At 70.6% G+C, this 18071-nt stretch carries 17 protein-coding genes; 8 read left to right on the plus strand and 9 right to left on the minus strand.

The genetic code is table 11. The annotated features are described in order from the left end of the window. Positions 1–30: 30 nt before the first annotated feature. Genes DBP14_RS07650 through DBP14_RS07670 form a run of 5 tightly spaced genes read right to left on the minus strand, consistent with a single transcriptional unit; the run spans position 31 to position 5750 of the window. Positions 31–831, minus strand: coding sequence for an ABC transporter permease (locus DBP14_RS07650; protein WP_129306275.1), 801 nt, complete (start codon positions 829–831; stop codon positions 31–33). Continuing rightward, the gene (locus DBP14_RS07655) at positions 831–1760 is read right to left on the minus strand and encodes an ABC transporter permease (RefSeq protein ID WP_129306276.1); all 930 of its coding nucleotides are present in this window, start codon (positions 1758–1760) and stop codon (positions 831–833) included. The genes DBP14_RS07650 and DBP14_RS07655 overlap by 1 nt, the downstream gene beginning before the upstream one ends. Then, positions 1760–2911: an ABC transporter ATP-binding protein gene (locus tag DBP14_RS07660; RefSeq protein ID WP_206739223.1), complete on the minus strand. Its 1152-nt coding sequence runs from the start codon at positions 2909–2911 to the stop codon at positions 1760–1762. The genes DBP14_RS07655 and DBP14_RS07660 overlap by 1 nt, the downstream gene beginning before the upstream one ends. A 5-nt stretch (positions 2912–2916) precedes the next feature. After that, the gene (locus tag DBP14_RS07665) at positions 2917–4164 is read right to left on the minus strand and encodes a spermidine/putrescine ABC transporter substrate-binding protein (RefSeq protein ID WP_129306278.1); all 1248 of its coding nucleotides are present in this window, start codon (positions 4162–4164) and stop codon (positions 2917–2919) included. A 50-nt stretch (positions 4165–4214) separates the two neighbouring features. Beyond that, positions 4215–5750, minus strand: coding sequence for a gamma-aminobutyraldehyde dehydrogenase (locus DBP14_RS07670; protein WP_129306279.1), 1536 nt, complete (start codon positions 5748–5750; stop codon positions 4215–4217). A gap of 207 nt (positions 5751–5957) precedes the next feature. Here DBP14_RS07670 and DBP14_RS07675 point away from each other — a divergent pair, with 207 nt between their 5' ends. Next, on the plus strand, positions 5958–6515 hold the full coding sequence (locus tag DBP14_RS07675; protein ID WP_129306280.1) for an NADAR family protein: 558 nt from the start codon (positions 5958–5960) through the stop codon (positions 6513–6515). Between the two features lie 27 nt (positions 6516–6542). Here DBP14_RS07675 and DBP14_RS07680 read toward each other — a convergent pair whose 3' ends face one another. After that, positions 6543–7334: a DUF4190 domain-containing protein gene (locus tag DBP14_RS07680; RefSeq protein WP_129306281.1), complete on the minus strand. Its 792-nt coding sequence runs from the start codon at positions 7332–7334 to the stop codon at positions 6543–6545. A gap of 231 nt (positions 7335–7565) precedes the next feature. On the opposite strand from DBP14_RS07680, the gene DBP14_RS07685 reads away from it, so the two are divergent. Continuing rightward, positions 7566–8633: an adenosine deaminase gene (locus DBP14_RS07685; protein WP_129311736.1), complete on the plus strand. Its 1068-nt coding sequence runs from the start codon at positions 7566–7568 to the stop codon at positions 8631–8633. A 128-nt stretch (positions 8634–8761) separates the two neighbouring features. Next, positions 8762–9451 (plus strand): glycerophosphodiester phosphodiesterase, encoded by a 690-nt coding sequence (locus DBP14_RS07690; protein WP_129306282.1) that lies wholly within the window; start codon positions 8762–8764, stop codon positions 9449–9451. A 3-nt stretch (positions 9452–9454) separates the two neighbouring features. On the opposite strand, the gene DBP14_RS07695 is transcribed toward DBP14_RS07690, so the two are convergent. The 3 genes from DBP14_RS07695 to DBP14_RS07705 all read right to left on the minus strand — a co-directional run bounded on the left by DBP14_RS07695 (position 9455) and on the right by DBP14_RS07705 (position 12933). Further along, positions 9455–9970 (minus strand): hypothetical protein, encoded by a 516-nt coding sequence (locus tag DBP14_RS07695; protein ID WP_129306283.1) that lies wholly within the window; start codon positions 9968–9970, stop codon positions 9455–9457. A gap of 62 nt (positions 9971–10032) precedes the next feature. Then, on the minus strand, positions 10033–11226 hold the full coding sequence (locus tag DBP14_RS07700) for a spermidine/putrescine ABC transporter substrate-binding protein (RefSeq protein ID WP_129306284.1): 1194 nt from the start codon (positions 11224–11226) through the stop codon (positions 10033–10035). Between the two features lie 267 nt (positions 11227–11493). Then, complete coding sequence (locus tag DBP14_RS07705; RefSeq protein ID WP_129306285.1) at positions 11494–12933, minus strand: gamma-aminobutyraldehyde dehydrogenase; 1440 nt, start codon at positions 12931–12933, stop codon at positions 11494–11496. 172 nt (positions 12934–13105) lie between these two features. Between DBP14_RS07705 and DBP14_RS07710 the strand changes: the two genes are divergently transcribed. The 5 genes from DBP14_RS07710 (at position 13106) to DBP14_RS07725 (ending at position 18067) form a co-directional block, all read left to right on the plus strand. Beyond that, positions 13106–13627, plus strand: coding sequence for an Lrp/AsnC family transcriptional regulator (locus DBP14_RS07710; RefSeq protein WP_129306286.1), 522 nt, complete (start codon positions 13106–13108; stop codon positions 13625–13627). Between the two features lie 2 nt (positions 13628–13629). Further along, on the plus strand, positions 13630–14994 hold the full coding sequence (locus DBP14_RS07715) for an aspartate aminotransferase family protein (protein WP_129306287.1): 1365 nt from the start codon (positions 13630–13632) through the stop codon (positions 14992–14994). A 232-nt stretch (positions 14995–15226) separates the two neighbouring features. Next, on the plus strand, positions 15227–15967 hold the full coding sequence (locus tag DBP14_RS07720) for an ATP-binding cassette domain-containing protein (protein ID WP_129306288.1): 741 nt from the start codon (positions 15227–15229) through the stop codon (positions 15965–15967). After that, complete coding sequence (locus tag DBP14_RS35970) at positions 15949–17550, plus strand: hypothetical protein (protein WP_164992271.1); 1602 nt, start codon at positions 15949–15951, stop codon at positions 17548–17550. Before DBP14_RS07720 ends, DBP14_RS35970 begins: the two co-directional genes overlap by 19 nt. Before the next feature lie 109 nt (positions 17551–17659). Further along, a complete protein-coding gene (locus DBP14_RS07725) occupies positions 17660–18067 on the plus strand; it encodes a VOC family protein (protein ID WP_129306289.1) in 408 nt (135 codons plus the stop codon). Positions 18068–18071: the final 4 nt, after the last annotated feature.

Consider the following 18071-nt stretch of genomic DNA (forward strand, 5'->3'; position numbering starts at 1 on the left):
TACGAAGGGTGTGCGAGCAGGACGAAGGCGTTACGCCTTCTGCCGGTTGCGGCGGCTGGTGACGAGCATCGACGTCAGCACGAACAGGACGGCGACGAGGAACATGGCCGTACCGATGACGTTGATCTGGACGGGTGTGCCGCGCTGCGCCGAACCCCACACGAACATGGGGAAGGTGACGGTCGAGCCGGCGTTGAAGTTGGTGATGATGAAGTCGTCGAAGGAGAGCGCGAAGGACAGCAGCGCGCCCGCGGCGATGCCGGGTGCCGCGATGGGCAGGGTGACCCGCAGGAAGGTCTGCGCCGGACCGGCGTAGAGGTCGCGTGCGGCCTCCTCCAGGCGGGGGTCCATCGACATCACGCGCGCCTTGACGGCGGTGACGACGAAGCTGAGGCAGAACATGATGTGGGCGATCAGGATCGTCCAGAAGCCGAGCTGCGCGCCCATGTTGAGGAACAGGGTGAGCAGCGAGGCGGCCATGACGACCTCGGGCATCGCCATCGGCAGGAAGATCAGCGAGTTGATGGCGCCCCGCGCGCGGAACCGGTACCGGACCAGCGCGAAGGCGATCATCGTGCCGAGTACGGTGGCGCCGATGGTGGCCCACACGGCGATCTGCAGGCTGATGGAGAGCGAGCCGCACAGTCCCGCGACGCCGCACGGGTCCTGCCAGGCGTCCGTGGAGAAGTGCTGCCAGTCGTAGTTGAACCGCCCCTTCGGCTTGTTGAAGGAGAACACGGTGACGACGACGTTGGGCAGCAGCAGGTAGGCGAGCGTCAGGAGTCCCGCGATGACGACGAGACGGCGCTTGAGCCAGGTGACGACGGGCATCAGACCAGGTCCTCCGTCCCTGACCGGCGGATGTAGACCGTGACCATGAGCAGGATCGCGGCCATGAGGATGAAGGAGAGCGCGGCGGCCGTCGGATAGTCGAGGATCCGCAGGAACTGGGTCTGGATGACGTTGCCGATCATCCGGGTGTCGGTGGAGCCGAGGAGTTCGGCGTTGACGTAGTCACCGGCCGCCGGGATGAAGGTGAGCAGCGTGCCGGAGACCACGCCGGGCATCGACAGCGGGAAGGTCACCTTGCGGAACGTGGTCCACGGCTTGGCGTACAGGTCGCCGGCCGCCTCGTGCAGCCGCCCGTCGATCCGTTCCAGCGAGGTGTAGAGCGGAAGGATCATGAACGGCAGGAAGTTGTACGTCAGTCCGCACACCACGGCGAGTGGTGTGGCGAGGACGCGGTCGCCGGCCGTCCAGCCGAGCCAGTTGGTGAGGTCCAGGATGTGCAGCGAGTTCAGGGTGTGCACGACCGGGCTGTTGTCGGCGAGGATCGTCTTCCAGGCGAGCGTGCGGATCAGGAAGCTGGTGAAGAACGGCGCGATCACCAGGATCATGATCAGGTTGCGCCAGCGGCCCGCGCGGAAGGCGATCAGGTACGCCAGCGGGTAGCCGAGCAGCAGGCACAGCACGGTCGCGGAGGCCGCGTAGAGCACGGACCGCAGGAACTGCGGCCAGTACTCGGCGAGGGCGTCCCAGTACGTGACGAAGTGCCAGGTGATCTTGTAGCCGTCCTCCAGGGAGCCCTGCTGCACGGAGGTGGACGCCTGGTAGATCATCGGGAGCGCGAAGAAGACGACCAGCCAGAGGATGCCGGGCAGCAGCAGCCAGTACGGCGTGAACCGGCCGCGTCTGCGCGGCGGCTTGCTCTCGGTCTCGGTGGGCGCGAGGGGCGGCGGCGCCTCGGTGAGGGTCGACATCAGGCGGCCGCCTCTTCCTCGGTGCCGGCGTCGATGTCCTGCGCCGCGTCGAGACCGAACGTGTGCGCGGGGCTCCAGTGCAGGACGACCTCGGCGCCGGGCACGAGACGCCCGTCCCGCTCGACGTTCTGGACGTAGACGGCGAGTTCGTCGCAGACGGGGCTGTCGATGACGTACTGCGTGGAGACGCCGATGAAGCTGGCGTCGGCGATCCGGCCGGTGACCCGGTTGCGGCCCTCGGGGATCTCACCGGCGTCGTCGGCGTGGGTGAGCGCGATCTTCTCGGGGCGGATGCCGACCAGCACCTTGCCGCCGGTCGCGGCGGGCGCGGAACAGCGGGCCCCGGGCAGCACCAGCTTGCCGCCGCCCGCCTTCAGCACGATGTCCTCGCCGCTGCGGGTGTCGACCTCGGCCTCGATGAGATTGGAGGTGCCGAGGAAGTTCGCGACGAACGTGGTGTCCGGGTTCTCGTACAGGTCGCTGGGCGAGCCCAGTTGCTCGACGCGGCCCGCGTTCATCACGGCGACCGTGTCGGCCATGGTCATGGCCTCCTCCTGGTCGTGCGTGACGTGCACGAAGGTGATGCCGACCTCGGTCTGGATGCGCTTGAGCTCCAGCTGCATCTGGCGGCGCAGCTTGAGGTCGAGGGCGCCGAGGGGCTCGTCGAGGAGGAGCACCTTGGGGTGGTTGATCAGCGCGCGGGCGACCGCGACGCGCTGCTGCTGGCCGCCGGAGAGCTGGTGCGGCTTCTTGCGGGCCTGCTCGCCGAGCTGGACCAGCTCCAGCATCTCCTCGACCTGCTTCTTCACCCTCTTGATGCCGCGCCGGCGCAGGCCGAAGGCGACGTTCTCGAAGATGTCGAGGTGCGGGAAGAGGGCGTAGGACTGGAACACCGTGTTGACGGGCCGTTTGTACGGCGGCAGGTGCGTGACGTCCTGGTCGCCGAGGTGGACGGTGCCGGAGGAAGGTTCCTCCAGGCCGGCGATCATGCGCAGGGTGGTGGTCTTGCCGCAGCCGGACGCGCCGAGCAGGGCGAAGAACGAGCCCTGCGGCACGGTCAGGTCGAGCGGGTGTACGGCGGTGAAGGAGCCGTAGGTCTTCGAGATGCCGGAGAGGCGGACGTCGCCGCCGGCGTCAGTCGTCGTCTTCATCGTCGTCACGCCCCTGTGAGCTTCGCGAACTTCTCTTCGTAGGCCGCCTCTTCCTTCTCGCTGAGCGCGCGGAAGGAGTGGGATCGGGCGGCCGTGGCCTTGTCCGGGATGATCAGCGGGTTGTTCGCCGCATCCTTGTCGATCTTCTCCAGGTAGGGCTTCACGCCCTCCACCGGAGACACGTAGTTGACGTAGGCGGCCAGGGCGGCGGCCTGCTGGGGTTCGTAGTAGAAGTCGATCAGCCGTTCGGCGTTCGTCTTGTGGCGCGCCCTGTTGGGGATCATCAGGTTGTCGGTGGACGTCATGTAGCCGGCGGCCGGGATGACGTAGTCGACGTTGGGGTTGTCGGCCTTGAGCTGGACGATGTCGCCGCCCCAGGCGACACAGGCCGCCAGGTCGCCCTTGGCGAGGTCGGACGTGTAGTCATTGCCGGTGAAGCGGCGGATCTGGCCCTTGTCGACGGCCTTCTGCAGCCGGGCGGTCGCCGCGTCGTAGTCGTCGGCGGTGAGCTTGGCCGGGTCCTTGCCCATGTCGAGCAGGGTCATGCCGATGCTGTCGCGCATCTCGGAGAGGAAGCCGACCCGGCCCTTGAGCTTCGGGTTGTCCAGCAGGTCGGAGATCGACTTCACCTCGACGCCGTCGAGCGCCTTCTTGTTGAACGCGATGACCGTGGAGACGCCCTGCCAGGGGTAAGAGTAGGCGCGTCCGGGGTCCCAGTCCGGGCTGCGGAACTGCTCGGCGAGGTTGGCGAAGGCGTGGGGCAGGTTGGACGGGTCCAGTTTCTGGACCCACCCGAGCCGGATCACGCGCGCGGCGAGCCAGTCGGTGAGGACGATCAGGTCCCGGCCGGTGTCCTGGCCGGCGGCGAGCTGCGGCTTGATCTTGCCGAAGAACTCGTTGTTGTCGTTGATGTCCTCGGTGTACTTGACCTGGACGCCGGTCCGCTTGGTGAACGTCTCCAGCGTGGGGTGGTGCTTGCCGCTGTCGTCGACGTCGATGTACTCGGGCCAGTTGGAGAAGTCGACGACCTTCTCCTTGGCCGAGTGGTCCTCGGACGACGTGCCTCCTTGCGTCTTGCCCGCCGCGGGGATCCCGCAGGCGCTCAGCGTCCCGAGTCCGCCCGCCGCGAGCGCGGTGCCGGCGGAGGCGCGCAGCAGCGAACGGCGGGTGAGGGAGGCCCGCCCGGTGCGCAGGCTGCGCCGTAGGGCGGCTGCCTGGGCGGGGGCCAGGCGGTCGGGCTCGTACTGATCCATGCGCGTGGTGCCCTTTCGGGAAGGTCGGCCTGGTCGGTGGCCGGATCGGCTTATCGGTCCCCGAAGATCGTGCGGTGCCAGTCCTTGCGCGCCACCGCCGTGTTGTCGAACATTACGTGTTTGACCTGCGTGTACTCCTCGAATGAGTACGCCGACATGTCCTTGCCGAACCCGGAGGCTTTATGGCCGCCGTGCGGCATCTCGCTGATGATCGGGATGTGGTCGTTGATCCACACGCAGCCCGCCTTGATCTCGCGGGTGGCGCGGTTCGCGCGGTAGACGCTGCCGGTCCACGCGGAGGCGGCGAGGCCGTACGGGGTGTCGTCGGCCAGCCGGATCCCCTCATCGTCGCCGTCGAAGGGCAGGACGGCCAGCACGGGACCGAAGATCTCGGACTGGACGATCTCGCTGTCCTGCGCTGCGTCGGCGATCAGGGTGGGCCGGTAGTAGGCGCCGTCCTTCAAGTCCCCTTCCGGGGCCTCGCCGCCCGTCACCACGCGCGCGTAGGCACGCGCCCGGTCGACGAAACCGGCGACCCGGTCCCGGTGGGCGTGCGAGACGAGCGGGCCGAGGTCGGTGCCGGGGGCGAAGGGGTCGCCGAGCCGGACCGTCTCCATCAGGGCGGCGGTCTGTTCCACGAACGCCTCGTAGAGCGGCCGCTGCACGTACGCGCGCGTGGCGGCGGTGCAGTCCTGCCCGGTGTTGATGAGCGCGCCCGCGACCGCGCCGTGCACGGCCGCCTCCAGGTCGGCGTCGTCGAAGACCACGAAGGGTGCCTTGCCGCCCAGCTCCAGGTGGAGGCGTTTGACGGTGGCGGTGGCGATCTCGGCGACCCGCTTGCCGACCCCGGTGGAGCCGGTGAAGGAGGTCATGGCCACGTCCGGGTGGCCGACGAGCCGCTCACCGGCCTCCTTGCCGGTGCCGCAGACGATGTTGATCACGCCGCCGGGGATGCCGGCGTCCATGGCGGCCTGCGCGAACAGCAGGGAGGTGAGGGGCGTCAGCTCGGCCGGCTTCAGCACGATGGTGTTGCCGGCGGCGATCGCCGGGAGGATCTTCCAGGCGGCCATCTGGAGCGGGTAGTTCCAGGGCGCGATGGAGCCGACGACACCGATGGGCTCGCGGCGGACGTACGACGTGTGGTCGCCGGAGTACTCACCGGCGGACTGCCCCTGGAGGTGCCGTGCCGCGCCCGCGAAGAACGCGGTGTTGTCGATGGTCCCCGGCACGTCGAACTCGCGGCTGAGCTTCAGCGGCTTGCCGCACTGCAGGGACTCGGCGCGGGCGAATTCCCCGGCGCGGTCGGCGAGGACGGCGGCGAACCGGTGCAGGGCGTCCGAGCGCTCGCCGGGGGTCGCGCCGGCCCACCCCGGGAAGGCGGCGCGGGCCGCGGCGACGGCCGCGTCCACGTCGTCGGCGCCGGCCAGTTCGTACGTGTACACATCCTCGCCGGTGGCCGGGTCGACCACGGTGTGCGTGCGGCCGGACGTGCCGTGCGCCGGACGGCCGCCGATGAACTGCGCGCCCTCAGCGAAGCGCTCCCGGGCGGGGAATCGTTCCGGGGTGGCGGTACCCGGTGTGTGCATGTCGCTCTCCTCCGCCGTACGCCCCTGCCGGGGGTGGGTGGCGTAGCTCCAGCTCGAATTGAGTGCCGATCCTGACAGAGGAGTGGCACTCCAACAAGTGATTCCGTTGTTGCCTTTTGGTTACGCGACGGAATCTGTCGACCAGGTGTCGAGTGACGAGGCAAAAGGGCGGACGGAGTGTCAGTGGTCCGTGCCAGACTCGCGTGCATGGGGAAGATCGACTGCGTGGAGGCCCTGGTCAGGGAGGTCCGTGCCGGGGCCCGGGTGAAGTATCTGCACTTCTGGGGGCACCGGCCGCTGCCGGACGGCCGGACCGGCGCGAGCTGCCTGAGTCAGTGGTGGCCGGCGCCGTTCGAGGTCGCCGGGGTGCGGTACGCGACGGCGGAGCACTGGATGATGGCGGAGAAGGCGCGGCTGTTCGGAGACGCCGAGGCGGAGAAGCGCGTGCTGGCGGCGGGGCATCCGTCACAGGCGAAGAAAGCCGGGCGGCTGGTCCGGGGCTTCGACGAGGCGATATGGGAGCGGGAGCGCTTCCGGATCGTGACCGAGGGCAGCGTGCACAAGTTCGGGGCGGACGAGGCGCTGCGGGCGTTCCTGCTGGGCACCGGTGACCGGGTGCTGGTGGAGGCGAGCCCGCTGGACCGGGTGTGGGGCATCGGTCTGGCGGCGGCCGACGAGGCGGCGTCGGACCCCGCGCGCTGGCGGGGCCCGAACCTGCTGGGCTTCGCGCTGATGGAGGCCCGGGAGCGGCTGCGGGAGGGCTGAGCCCCGGTCCCCCGGAGCCGCTGCTCCTCAGACCTCGGGGTGGACGGGGGCCGGGAGGAGGGGCGCGGAGTTGTAGTACGGCTCGGGGGCCGGGTCGGGATCGTCGTTCCTGTGGTCGTAGGCGAACACGAAGACGCACACCCAGAAGATGATCAGAGCGATGCCGAGGACGATCCCGATGATGCCCAGGACGAAGCCCGCCTGGGCCTGGCCGCGGTTGTTCGCCTCACCGCGGGCCACCCGCTTCTTGCCCTTGACACCGAGGACGAGGGCGATGACACCGAGGACGAGGGAGGGCACGCCGTACAGACAGAACAGGCCGACGGCCAGGATGCCCAGCACCATCGCCGCGGTGCCCATGCCGTTCTGCGGGGCCATGGGCATTCCGGGCCAGCCGTAGCCCTGCTGCGGAAAGCCGGGGTAGGCGGGGTAGCCGTAGCCGCCGGGAGCGTGCGGGGCGGGACCGGCCGGGCCTGCCGGGCCTGCCGCACCGGGACCGCCGTAGGGGGCGGCCGGCGGGGGCGGTACGGCGGCGCCCGGGGCCATCGGCGGAGCGGCGGGCTGTGCCCAGCCCTGAGCGGGGGGCGCGGCGGAGGGGCCGCCGGTGCCGGGGGCGCCGAAGCCACTGGCGGGCAGGGACGTCATGGTCGCCGAGTCGTGGAGGGACGGCGACTGGGCGGGCGGCTGGACCGGCGGCTGCTGCTGCGGCTGCTGTGGCTTCTTCTCCAGCGACGGCCCGCCGCTCTCGGGCACCGCCCACGGGTCGAAGCCCGCTCCCCCGCCCGCATCCGGCTGCGTCTGGTCCGTCACGTGGCCCATCCCCCTCGTTCGATCGCCACGACATGGTAAAGCCTCCGCTCCGCGGCCTGACGGCCGGGCGGCGACCACCGCCCGCACGGGCCTTGGAGCGGGACGACCGGCCCGCGGGCCACCGCCTACGATGACTGCGAGTCATCGATCAGCCGATCACCCGCGCCCGGAGCACGGACGTCGTTCCGCGGGCGCCGTTCCCGGGGAGGAACCTTGACCGACACCACCGGCACGACCGGCATCACCGGCGAGACCGGCGCTGCAGGCGAGACCGCCGCACGCGATCCGCACGCCTTCATCGCCGGGCTGCCCAAGGCCGAACTGCACGTCCACCACGTCGGCTCCGCCTCCCCCCGCATCGTCTCCGAGCTGGCCGCCCGCCACCCCGACTCCAAGGTGCCCACCGATCCCGAGGCGCTGGTCGACTACTTCACCTTCACCGACTTCGCGCACTTCATCGAGGTGTACCTGTCGGTCGTCGACCTCATCCGCACCCCGGAGGACGTCCGGCTGCTCACCTACGAGATCGCCCGCGACCTGGCCCGGCAGCAGGTCCGGTACGCCGAGCTGACCGTGACCCCGTTCTCCTCCACCCGGCGCGGCATCGACGAGCTGGGCTTCATGGCCGCGATCGAGGACGCGCGCAAGGCGGCCGAGGCCGAGTTCGGGACGGTGCTGCGCTGGTGCTTCGACATCCCCGGCGAGGCCGGCCTGGAGTCCGCCGAGGAGACGGCCCGGCTGGCCACCGACGACCGGATCCGTCCGGAGGGGCTGGTGTCGTTCGGGCTCGGCGGCCCCGAGATCGGCGTGCCCCGGCCGCAGTTCAAGCCGTACTTCGACCGGGCCATCGCCGCCGGCCTGCACTCGGTGCCGCACGCCGGCGAGACCACCGGCCCGGAGACCGTCTGGGACGCCCTGACCGAGCTGCGCGCGGAGCGCATCGGGCACGGCACCAGCTCCGCGCGGGACCCGAAGCTCCTCGCGCACCTGGCCGAGCACCGGATCGCCCTGGAGGTCTGCCCGACCTCCAACATCGCCACCCGCGCGGTCCGCACCCTCGACGAGCACCCGCTGAAGGAGTTCGCCGCGGCCGGGGTGCTGGTGACCGTCAACTCCGACGACCCGCCGATGTTCGGCACCGACCTGAACAACGAGTACGCGGTCGCCGCCCGCCTCCTCGACCTCGACGAGCGCGGCCTCGCCGACCTCGCGAAGAACGCGGTCGAGGCGTCCTTCCTGGACGCGGCGGGCAAGGCGAGGATCACGGCGGAGATCGACACCTACACGAACGCCTGGACGGCCTCCTGAGACCGGGCGGATGCGGGGGCGGCCCTCCTGAGACCGGCGGGCGCGGGCCGACGGGCGCGGGCCGACGGACGCGGGCCGACGGACGCGGGCCGACGGACGCGGGCCGGCGGGCGGCCACAATGGGGGCCATGCAGACCGTGACCGCCGTGGCCCACCGCGGCGACCCCTACCGCTTCCGCGAGAACACCCTCGACTCCCTGCGTTCCGCGCTCGACCTCGGCGCGGACGCGGTCGAGGTCGACGTACGGCTCACCCGCGACGGCGTCCCCGTGCTGCTGCACGACGACTCGCTGCGGCGGCTGTGGGAGCACGACCGGCCCCTGCTCGCGCTGTCGGCCGAGGAGGTACGGGGACTCACGGCGGGCCGGGTGCCCACCCTGGAGCAGGCGCTGGCCGCGACGGACGGCAGCCGCGTGATGCTGGACCTGCCGGGGCCGGTGCGGCGCCGCACGCTGGAGCGGATCGTGGACGTGGTCCGGCAGACGGGCGCCGAGGACCGGGTGTACTACTGCGCGGGAGCCGAGGCCATGCTCGCCGTCCGCGCCGTCGACCCGTCCGCGGAGATCGCCCTGACCTGGACGACGCTGGCCCCGCCCCGGCCCGCCCTGCTCGACGCGGTGCGCCCGCGCTGGCTCAACTACCGCTTCTCCCTGCTCGACCGGGACCTGGCGGCCCGCGTCCACCGCGACGGCTACCTGCTCTCGGCCTGGACCCCGGACACCCGCCGCGCCATGCGCCGCCTCCTCGCCCTGGGCGTCGACTCGATCACCACGAACCGGGTCGACGTCCTGCACGCCCTGCGCACCACGGGCGGCTGACCGTCAGGCGGCCACGGCCACCGGTGTGCCCAGGCTCTCCAGCCGCTTGATCTTCTTCCGTACGACATAGAGCGGGACGACGCCGAACACGCCGAACGACATGTCGATCAGGGTCCACCAGAACGGGATACCGCGGACCGGGCCGCAGACGAGCGCGAGCGGGATGATGCCGGCGCAGGCGATCATGCCGAACTCGACGACCCAGATGTTGCGGACGGGGTCGCGGTAGGGGCCGTAGAACGCGACCGCGATGACGAGGTGGGCGAAGGCCAGCCAGTCGGTGCCGTACAGCACGAACGGGTAGCGGGCGTCGACCGTGTCGAGCCCGTCCCGCACGCGTCCGATCCAGGCCGTCAGCCCCGGCAGCCACTCCTGGACGGACAGTGCCCGCAACGCTTCGTCCGTCCAGCGCAGTTCGTGCACCAGCGGAAAGGCGGTGGCCCCGCTGAGCACGAGGCACACGACGAACAGGACCAACCAGACGCGAATGCCCTTGAGCAGGGCGGCTCTGTCGCTCATGGGGGGAAGCGTACGCCTCGATTTGAACATGTTCAAAACCTTGGAACCAACCCGAGATGGGCTCACAGGCCGACGATCTTGTTCCAGCGCTTGGCGAACTCCACGCGCTCGGCGGAGGTGATGTCCCGGGCGATCGCCAGGCGTCGGCGCATCGTGTGGTCCGGGAAGATGAGCGGGTTGCGGGCCAGGGCGGCGGTGTCCTTGTCCTTGGAGGCGGCCAGGGCCTCCCTGGCCGCCGGGACGGGGCAGACGTAGTTGACCCAGGCGGCGAGTTCGGCGGCGACCTCGGGGTCGTAGTAGTAGTCGACGAGGCGTTCGGCGTTGCTCTTGTGGCGGGCGCGATTGGGGATCATCAGGGAGTCCGACCACAGCTCGGCGCCCTCCTCGGGGACGAGGAAGCGGATGTCGGGGTTGTCCGCCTGGAGCTGGATGACGTCACCGGAGTACGCCTGGCAGGCCAGGACATCGCCGCTGACCAGGTCCTTGGTGTAGTCGTTCCCGGTGAAGCGGCGTATCTGGCCCCGGTGCACCTCGCGCTCCACCTGGTCGCAGACGGTGTGGAAGTCGTCCGCCGTCCACCGGGTGATGTCGACGCCGTTGCCCTGCATCAGCAGCGCGAACGCCTCGTCCAGGCCGGACAGGAGGGTCACCCTGCCCTTGAGGTCGCCGGCCCACAGGTCCTTCACGTGCCGGATCTCCCGGCCCAGCCTGCGGCGGTCGTACGCGATCCCCGTGATGCCCGACTGCCAGGGCACCGTGAACTTCCGGCCCGGGTCGAAGGCGGGCGAACGCAGCAGCGGGTCGAGGTGCTCACGCACGTTCGGCTGCCGGTCCCGGTCCATCTCCTGGACCCAGCCGAGCCGGACGAACCGCGCGCACATCCAGTCGCTGATGACGATCAGATCGCGGCCGGTGGACTGGTGGTTCATCAGCGCGGGGCTGATCTTGCCGAAGAACTCGTCGTTGTCGTTGATCTCCTCCGAGTAGTCGACGGAGATCCCGGTGCGCCGCTCGAACGCCTCCAGCGTGGGCCGCTTGTTCGGGTTGTCGTCGTCGGTGTCGATGTACAACGGCCAGTTGGCCCAGTCCAGTCTCCGGTCGGCGGCCGACTCGTCGGCCACCCCCCGGTCACCGGGCTTCACATAGGCGGCGGGCACGCCGCAACCGGCCGCCCCACCGAGAACGGCGGCACCGCCGAGGGCACGCAGGAGAGAACGACGGGACAGGGAAGTCGTACGAGCAGTTGTCTGGGCCACACGCGCAGCATGTAGCCCCGCCCCGACCACGGACAATCGACGCTGCGTCAACTAGCCGGGGGCCGGCAAGACACCTTGTCGATCAGCGCCGCAGCGCCCGCGACAGACGAAGGCCCCCGGACGGGGAGGTGAACCCGTCCGGGGGCCGAGCTGTGTCAACGCCGGTTACGGCAGGCGCCCTTCAGGGGCGCGGGGCGCGTCAATTTGCGGCTCCGCCGCGTGGGCGCGATCAACCACAACGCACCCGCACCCGAAACGCAGCCGAACTCAGCCGTCCAAAGAAGTCATCACATGCTTGATCCGCGTGTAGTCCTCGAACCCGTACCCCGACAGATCCTTGCCGTACCCCGACTTCTTGAACCCACCGTGCGGCATCTCCGCGACCAGCGGAATGTGCGTGTTGATCCACACGCACCCGAAGTCCAGCTTCTTGGACATCCGCATCGCGCGCCCGTGGTCCTTGGTCCACACCGAGGAGGCCAGCGCGTACTCGACGCCGTTGGCCCACTCGACGGCCTGGTCCTCGTCGGAGAAGGACTGGACGGTGATGACCGGACCGAAGACCTCGCGCTGGACGATCTCGTCGTCCTGCTTCAGGCCGGAGACGACGGTCGGGGCGTAGAAGTAGCCCTTGTCGCCGACCTGCTGGCCGCCCGCCTCGACCTTGGCGTGCGCGGGGAGGCGCTCGATGAAGCCGGCGACCTGCTTGAGCTGGTTGGGGTTGTTCAGCGGGCCGAAGAGCACGTCCTCGTCGTCCGGCTGCCCGGTCTTCGTCTCGGCGGCGGCCTTGGCCAGCGCGGCGACGAACTCGTCGTGGATGGACTCCTGGACGAGGACGCGGGTGGCGGCCGTGCAGTCCTGGCCGGCGTTGAAGAAGCCGGCGACGGAGATGTCCTCGACGGCCTTGGCGATGTCGGTGTCCTCGAAGACGACGACCGGCGCCTTGCCGCCCAGCTCCAGGTGGACCCGCTTGAGGTCCTTGGAGGCGGACTCGGCGACCGACATGCCGGCCCGGACGGAGCCGGTGATCGACGCCATGGCGGGCACGGGGTGCTCGACCATCAGGCGGCCGGTGTCACGGTCGCCGCAGACGACGTTGAAGACGCCCTTGGGCAGGATCGAGCCGATGATGTCGGCGATGAGGACGGTGGAGGCCGGGGTGGTGTCCGACGGCTTGAGGACGACCGCGTTGCCGGCGGCGATCGCCGGGGCGAACTTCCACACGGCCATCATCATCGGGTAGTTCCACGGCGCGACCTGCGCGCAGACGCCGACCGGCTCGCGGCGGACGATCGAGGTCAGGCCGTCCATGTACTCGCCGGCGCTGCGCCCCTCCAGCATCCGGGCCGCACCCGCGAAGAAGCGGATCTGGTCGACCATCGGCGGGATCTCCTCGGAGCGGGTGAGCCCGATCGGCTTGCCCGTGTTCTCCACCTCGGCCGCGATCAGCTCCTCGGCGCGCTCCTCGAAGGCGTCCGCGATCTTCAGCAGGGCCTTCTGCCGCTCGGCCGGGGTGGTGTCCCGCCAGCCGGGGAAGGCCGCGGCGGCGGCGGCCATGGCGGCGTCCACGTCCGCCTGCCCGGACAGCGGCGCGGTCGCGTACGCCTCGCCGGTCGCGGGGTTGACCACCTCGGTGGTCCGTCCGTCGGCGGCGTCCCGGAACTCACCGTCGATGTAGTTGCGCAGACGACGCAGCTCGGTAGTCACTGCCGGCCCTCCTGGGATTGGTGCGGGGTGTCCATTCACTGAGACACCCACCCTAGTCGCCGTACCGACGTTTTCAACACCCCCACCGGCACCAGTTCTGCGAAATCCGCAAGCTAGACACTCGCTCACAACGAATTTCATCGCTACGGCCTTGCAAAACTGTCGAGACGTCGTGCACAGTGAGGTCGTGGCCAGTCGAAGCGCAGACCAGAGGGACTCGTCCCGCGAGTCCAGGAACGGCAGCAGTCCCCAGCTGGACGCCGTCTCCCTCGCCATCATCCAGCAGCTCCAGGAGGACGGCCGCCGGCCGTACGCCGCGATCGGCAAGGCCGTGGGCCTCTCCGAGGCGGCCGTGCGCCAGCGCGTGCAGAAGCTCCTGGACCAGGGCGTGATGCAGATCGTCGCCGTCACGGACCCGCTCACCGTGGGCTTCCGCCGGCAGGCGATGGTCGGGATCAACGTCGAGGGTGATGTCGAGTCGATCGCGGACGCGCTGACCGCCATGTCGGAAGTCGAGTACGTGGTGATGGCCGCGGGCTCATTCGACATCCTCGCCGAGATCGTCTGCGAGGACGACGACCACCTGCTGGACGTCATCAACAAACGCATCCGGGCGCTGCCCGGCGTGCGCTCCACCGAGAGCTTCGTCTACCTCAAGCTCAAGAAGCAGACCTACATGTGGGGAACCCGATAACCGTGAGCCAGAAGGACCTCAGCCGCACCGCGTACGACCACCTGTGGATGCACTTCACCCGCATGTCCTCGTACGAGAAGTCCCCCGTCCCGACAATCGTCCGGGGCGAGGGCACCTACATCTACGACGACCAGGGCAAGCGCTACCTCGACGGCCTCGCCGGCCTCTTCGTGGTCCAGGCCGGTCACGGCCGCACGGAGCTCGCCGAGACCGCCTTCAAGCAGGCCCAGGAACTGGCGTTCTTCCCGGTCTGGTCCTACGCCCACCCCAAGGCCGTGGAGCTGGCCGAGCGCCTCGCGAACTACGCCCCGGGCGACCTGAACAAGGTCTTCTTCACCACCGGCGGCGGCGAGGCCGTCGAGACCGCCTGGAAGCTGGCCAAGCAGTACTTCAAGCTGACCGGCAAGCCCACCAAGTACAAGGTCATCTCCCGCGCGGTCGCCTACCACGGCACCCCGCAGGGCGCCCTGTCCATCACCGGCCTGCCGGGCCTGAAGGCCCCCTTCGAGCCGCTGGTGCCGGGCGCGCACAAGGTGCCCAACACCAACATCTACCGCGCCCCGATCCACGGTGACGACCCCGAGGCCTTCGGCCGCTGGGCCGCCGACCAGATCGAGCAGCAGATCCTCTTCGAGGGCCCGGAGACGGTCGCCGCCGTCTTCCTGGAGCCCGTGCAGAACGCCGGCGGCTGCTTCCCGCCGCCGCCCGGGTACTTCCAGCGGGTGCGCGAGATCTGCGACCAGTACGACGTGCTGCTCGTCTCCGACGAGGTCATCTGCGCCTTCGGCCGCCTCGGCACGATGTTCGCCTGCGACAAGTTCGGCTACGTCCCGGACATGATCACCTGCGCCAAGGGCATGACCTCGGGCTACTCCCCGATCGGCGCGTGCATCGTCTCCGACCGCCTGGCCGAGCCGTTCTACAAGGGCGACAACACCTTCCTGCACGGCTACACCTTCGGCGGCCACCCGGTCTCCGCGGCCGTCGGCGTGGCCAACCTCGACCTGTTCGAGCGCGAGGGCCTCAACCAGCACGTGCTGGACAACGAGGGCGCCTTCCTGTCGACGCTGCAGAAGCTGCACGACCTGCCGATCGTCGGCGACGTCCGCGGCAACGGCTTCTTCTACGGCATCGAGCTGGTGAAGGACAAGACCACCAAGGAGTCCTTCAACGACGAGGAGACCGAGCGCGTCCTGTACGGCTTCCTCTCCAAGGCGCTCTACGACAACGGCCTGTACTGCCGGGCCGACGACCGCGGCGACCCGGTCATCCAGCTCGCCCCGCCGCTGATCTCCAACCAGGAGACCTTCGACGAGATCGAGCAGATCCTGCGCGCCACGCTGACCGAGGCATGGACCAAGCTCTGAGCCGGCGCTTGAGTCCGCGCTCGGGCCCGCCTCTGGGCTCATTCATCTGATCAGCCGATCAACACCGGCCCCGGTGTCCACCGTTCGAGTGAGAACGGCGGCCCGGGGCCGTGTGCTGTCCGGCCTCCTGGTGACGGCTCCTTAGCGTTCCAGTGACCGATCGGCCCAGCCTTCGTTCCGCCCAACGGGGGATCGGATGCGGGAAAACGGATCAGAACCGAGGTGTACGCCCATGGAGGCTCCGCCGGACAACGACGTGCTGTGGGCACGCTCCCTGCACTTCAGGCACCCCGACGGCTCACCCGGGCTGACCGGGGTGTCGCTCGGTGTCCGCGACGGTGAGATCCTCGCCGTCGCCGGCCCGCGCGGCAGCGGCAAGACGACGCTGCTGCGCTGCCTGTCCGGGCTGGTGCCGGTGCGCGGCGGCGAGGTCTGGTTCAACAGCGTGCCCCTGCACACCATGGGGCCCGTGCGCCGGGAACGGCTGCGCCGGGAGCGGTTCGGCTGGATCGACCCGGCGCCGTTCCTCGTCCCCGAGCTGAACGTCTGGGAGAACACCGCCCTGCCCCTGATGCTGCGCGGCACGAATCGCCGCCGGGCCAAGGTGACCGCCCTGGAGTGGCTGGAGCGCCTGGACGTCGGCGCCACCTCCCGCAAGCACCCGCACGAGCTTCAGCACGCCGAACGCCAGCGCGTCTCCATCGCCCGCGCGCTCGCCCCGGCCCCCACGGTCCTGTTCGCCGACGAGCCGACGGCGCCGCTGCACCGCTCCGACCGCGCGCACGTCCTGCGGACCCTCACCACGGCCGCCCGCTCGCACGGCATCACGGTGGTCCTCGCCACGCACGACGCCGAGACCGCCGCGCTCGCCGACCGTACGGTGGGGCTGCTGGACGGGCGGCGCGTGCGGACCGTGCACCTGCCCGACCCGTCCGAGGCGGAGGGCCGGGCCGCGTGCTCGCTCTCCGTCTGACCCGCGCGGGCCGGCCCGCCGTCCAGCTCCGCCGCCTGCTGGTCGCCCTGGCCTCGGCCGGCACCGGCTTCCTGCTGCTGGCCTCGCTCGGCTACGCGATGAGCCATCCCCAGACGCCGGGGGCCGCCTCGCTGCGGCTGGTCTGGTGCGTGCTGCCGCTGGCCGCGACCGTGTACTTCGCGCTCGCGGTCGCCCGCACCGACCCCGCGACCACGCCCCGCCCCGGCCTCTCGGCGGTCGGCCTCGGCCCGGCCCGCCTGATGGCGATCTCGGCCCTGACGACGGCCCTGTCCTGCACGCTCGGCTCCCTGATCGCGCTCCTCTTCTTCCTCCACCTGCGCGGCGACCTGACCGGCATGCCCTTCGACGGCTCCGCCGCCCAGTTCCTGGCCGCCGGCACCCCCCTCCCGGTTCCGGCCGCGCTCACCCTCCTGGCCACGATCCCGGTCACCGCCTCGGCCACGGTGGCCCTCGCCCTCCGCCCCCGCGACCCCCGCCCCCACCCCGGCCCACGCCGCCCCTACGGCCGCTTCGGCGCATACGGCCGCGCCGCCGCCACAGAAACCATCGGAACCTACGCCCGCTTCGGCACCCGACTCCCCCGCAAACCGGCCACACCCACGCCCGCAAACCCCGAGGCCGCGCACCTCGCCCACGACGAGAACCCCTCCCACCAGCCCGCGAACCCGCGTCCCACCCACGGCGGAAACCCCTCCCACCAGCCCGCGAACCCGCGTCCCACCCACGGCGGGGACCCTACCCGTCAATCCGCGGGCAGTCGTGCCGCTGGGGCGGCACGGGTGGGCGCGGACGGCAACCATGTGACGCCGGGTGGCGTGACCGTGGGCGAACCGGACCTTGTGACGCCGGGTGGCGTGACCGTGGGCGAACCGGACCTCGCCGCGCCGGGCACCGGCACCGGCACCGGCACCGGCACCGAGGCCGGCCTCTCGGCGCGGGACGGCGTCACCGAGGGCACCCCGGCCAACCCCCCGGCAGGGCTCCCCTGGGGCGTCGCCACCCTCGCCGCCGGCCTCACCGTGCAGGCCTACGCAGGCCACCCCACCCACCTCCCCGCCCTCACCACCCTCCCCACCGAGGCCGTAGCCGTACTCGTCGGCTGGCTGCTCACCGCCCTGGGCCTCGTCCTCGCCGCCCCCGGCCTCACCCACCTCTGCGGCCGCCTGCTCCAGGCCGTCCGCCCCGGCGCCCTCCGCCTGCTGGCCGGCCGCGTCCTCATGGCGGAAGCCACCCGCGTCGGCCGCCCCCTCGGCGTCGTGTGCGCCGTCGCCGCCGCGTCGTACGCGATGACCGCCCTGTACGACGGCCCCGCCCCCTCCTTCGGCCCGCTGAGCACCCTCGGCGCCCTGGTGGTCATCGGCTGCACCGTCGCGACCCTGCTCACCGCCGCCGTGGAGGCCCGCCATCTCCGCGCCGACACCACCGCCGCCCTGGTCCGCCTCGGCGCTCCGGCAACGATGCTGCGCGGCGCAGCGGCCCTCCGTGCCGCCGTCCTGCTGGCCGTCTTCGGCCCGCTCACGCTCGCGATCGCCGACCTGGCCGCACTCCCGCTGTCCCGCTGAGCCCCGTACCCCCGCCGTCCGGCAAGAAAGAGACCCGCGCCGCCGATGAGTTTCCCGGCGGCCCGGCGTCTACCCCTGCGAAAGGCGAGCACCACCCGAGGGAGAGACCATGTACCAGCAGATGATCTTCGTAAACCTGCCCGTGAACGACCTGGACGCGTCCAAGAAGTTCTTCACGGAGCTGGGCTACTCGATCAACCCGCAGTTCAGCGACGAAAAGGCGGCCTCCGTCGTCATCAGCGACACCATCGTGGCCATGCTGCTCACCAAGCCGTTCTACGCCACCTTCACCGACAAGGAGATCGCCGACGCGACGAAGACCAGCGAGGTGCTGGTCTGCCTGAGCGCCGAGAGCCGCGACCAGGTCGACCAGTTGGTGGAGCGGGCGATCGCGGCGGGCGGTTCGCCCACCGGCCACACCCAGGACCACGGCTTCATGTACGGCCGCGCCTTCGACGACCTCGACGGCCACACCTGGGAGGTCGTCTGGATGGACCCGGCGGCGATCCAGGGCTGAACCC

The organism is Streptomyces sp. L2 (assembly GCF_004124325.1).
GTDB lineage: Bacteria > Actinomycetota > Actinomycetes > Streptomycetales > Streptomycetaceae > Streptomyces.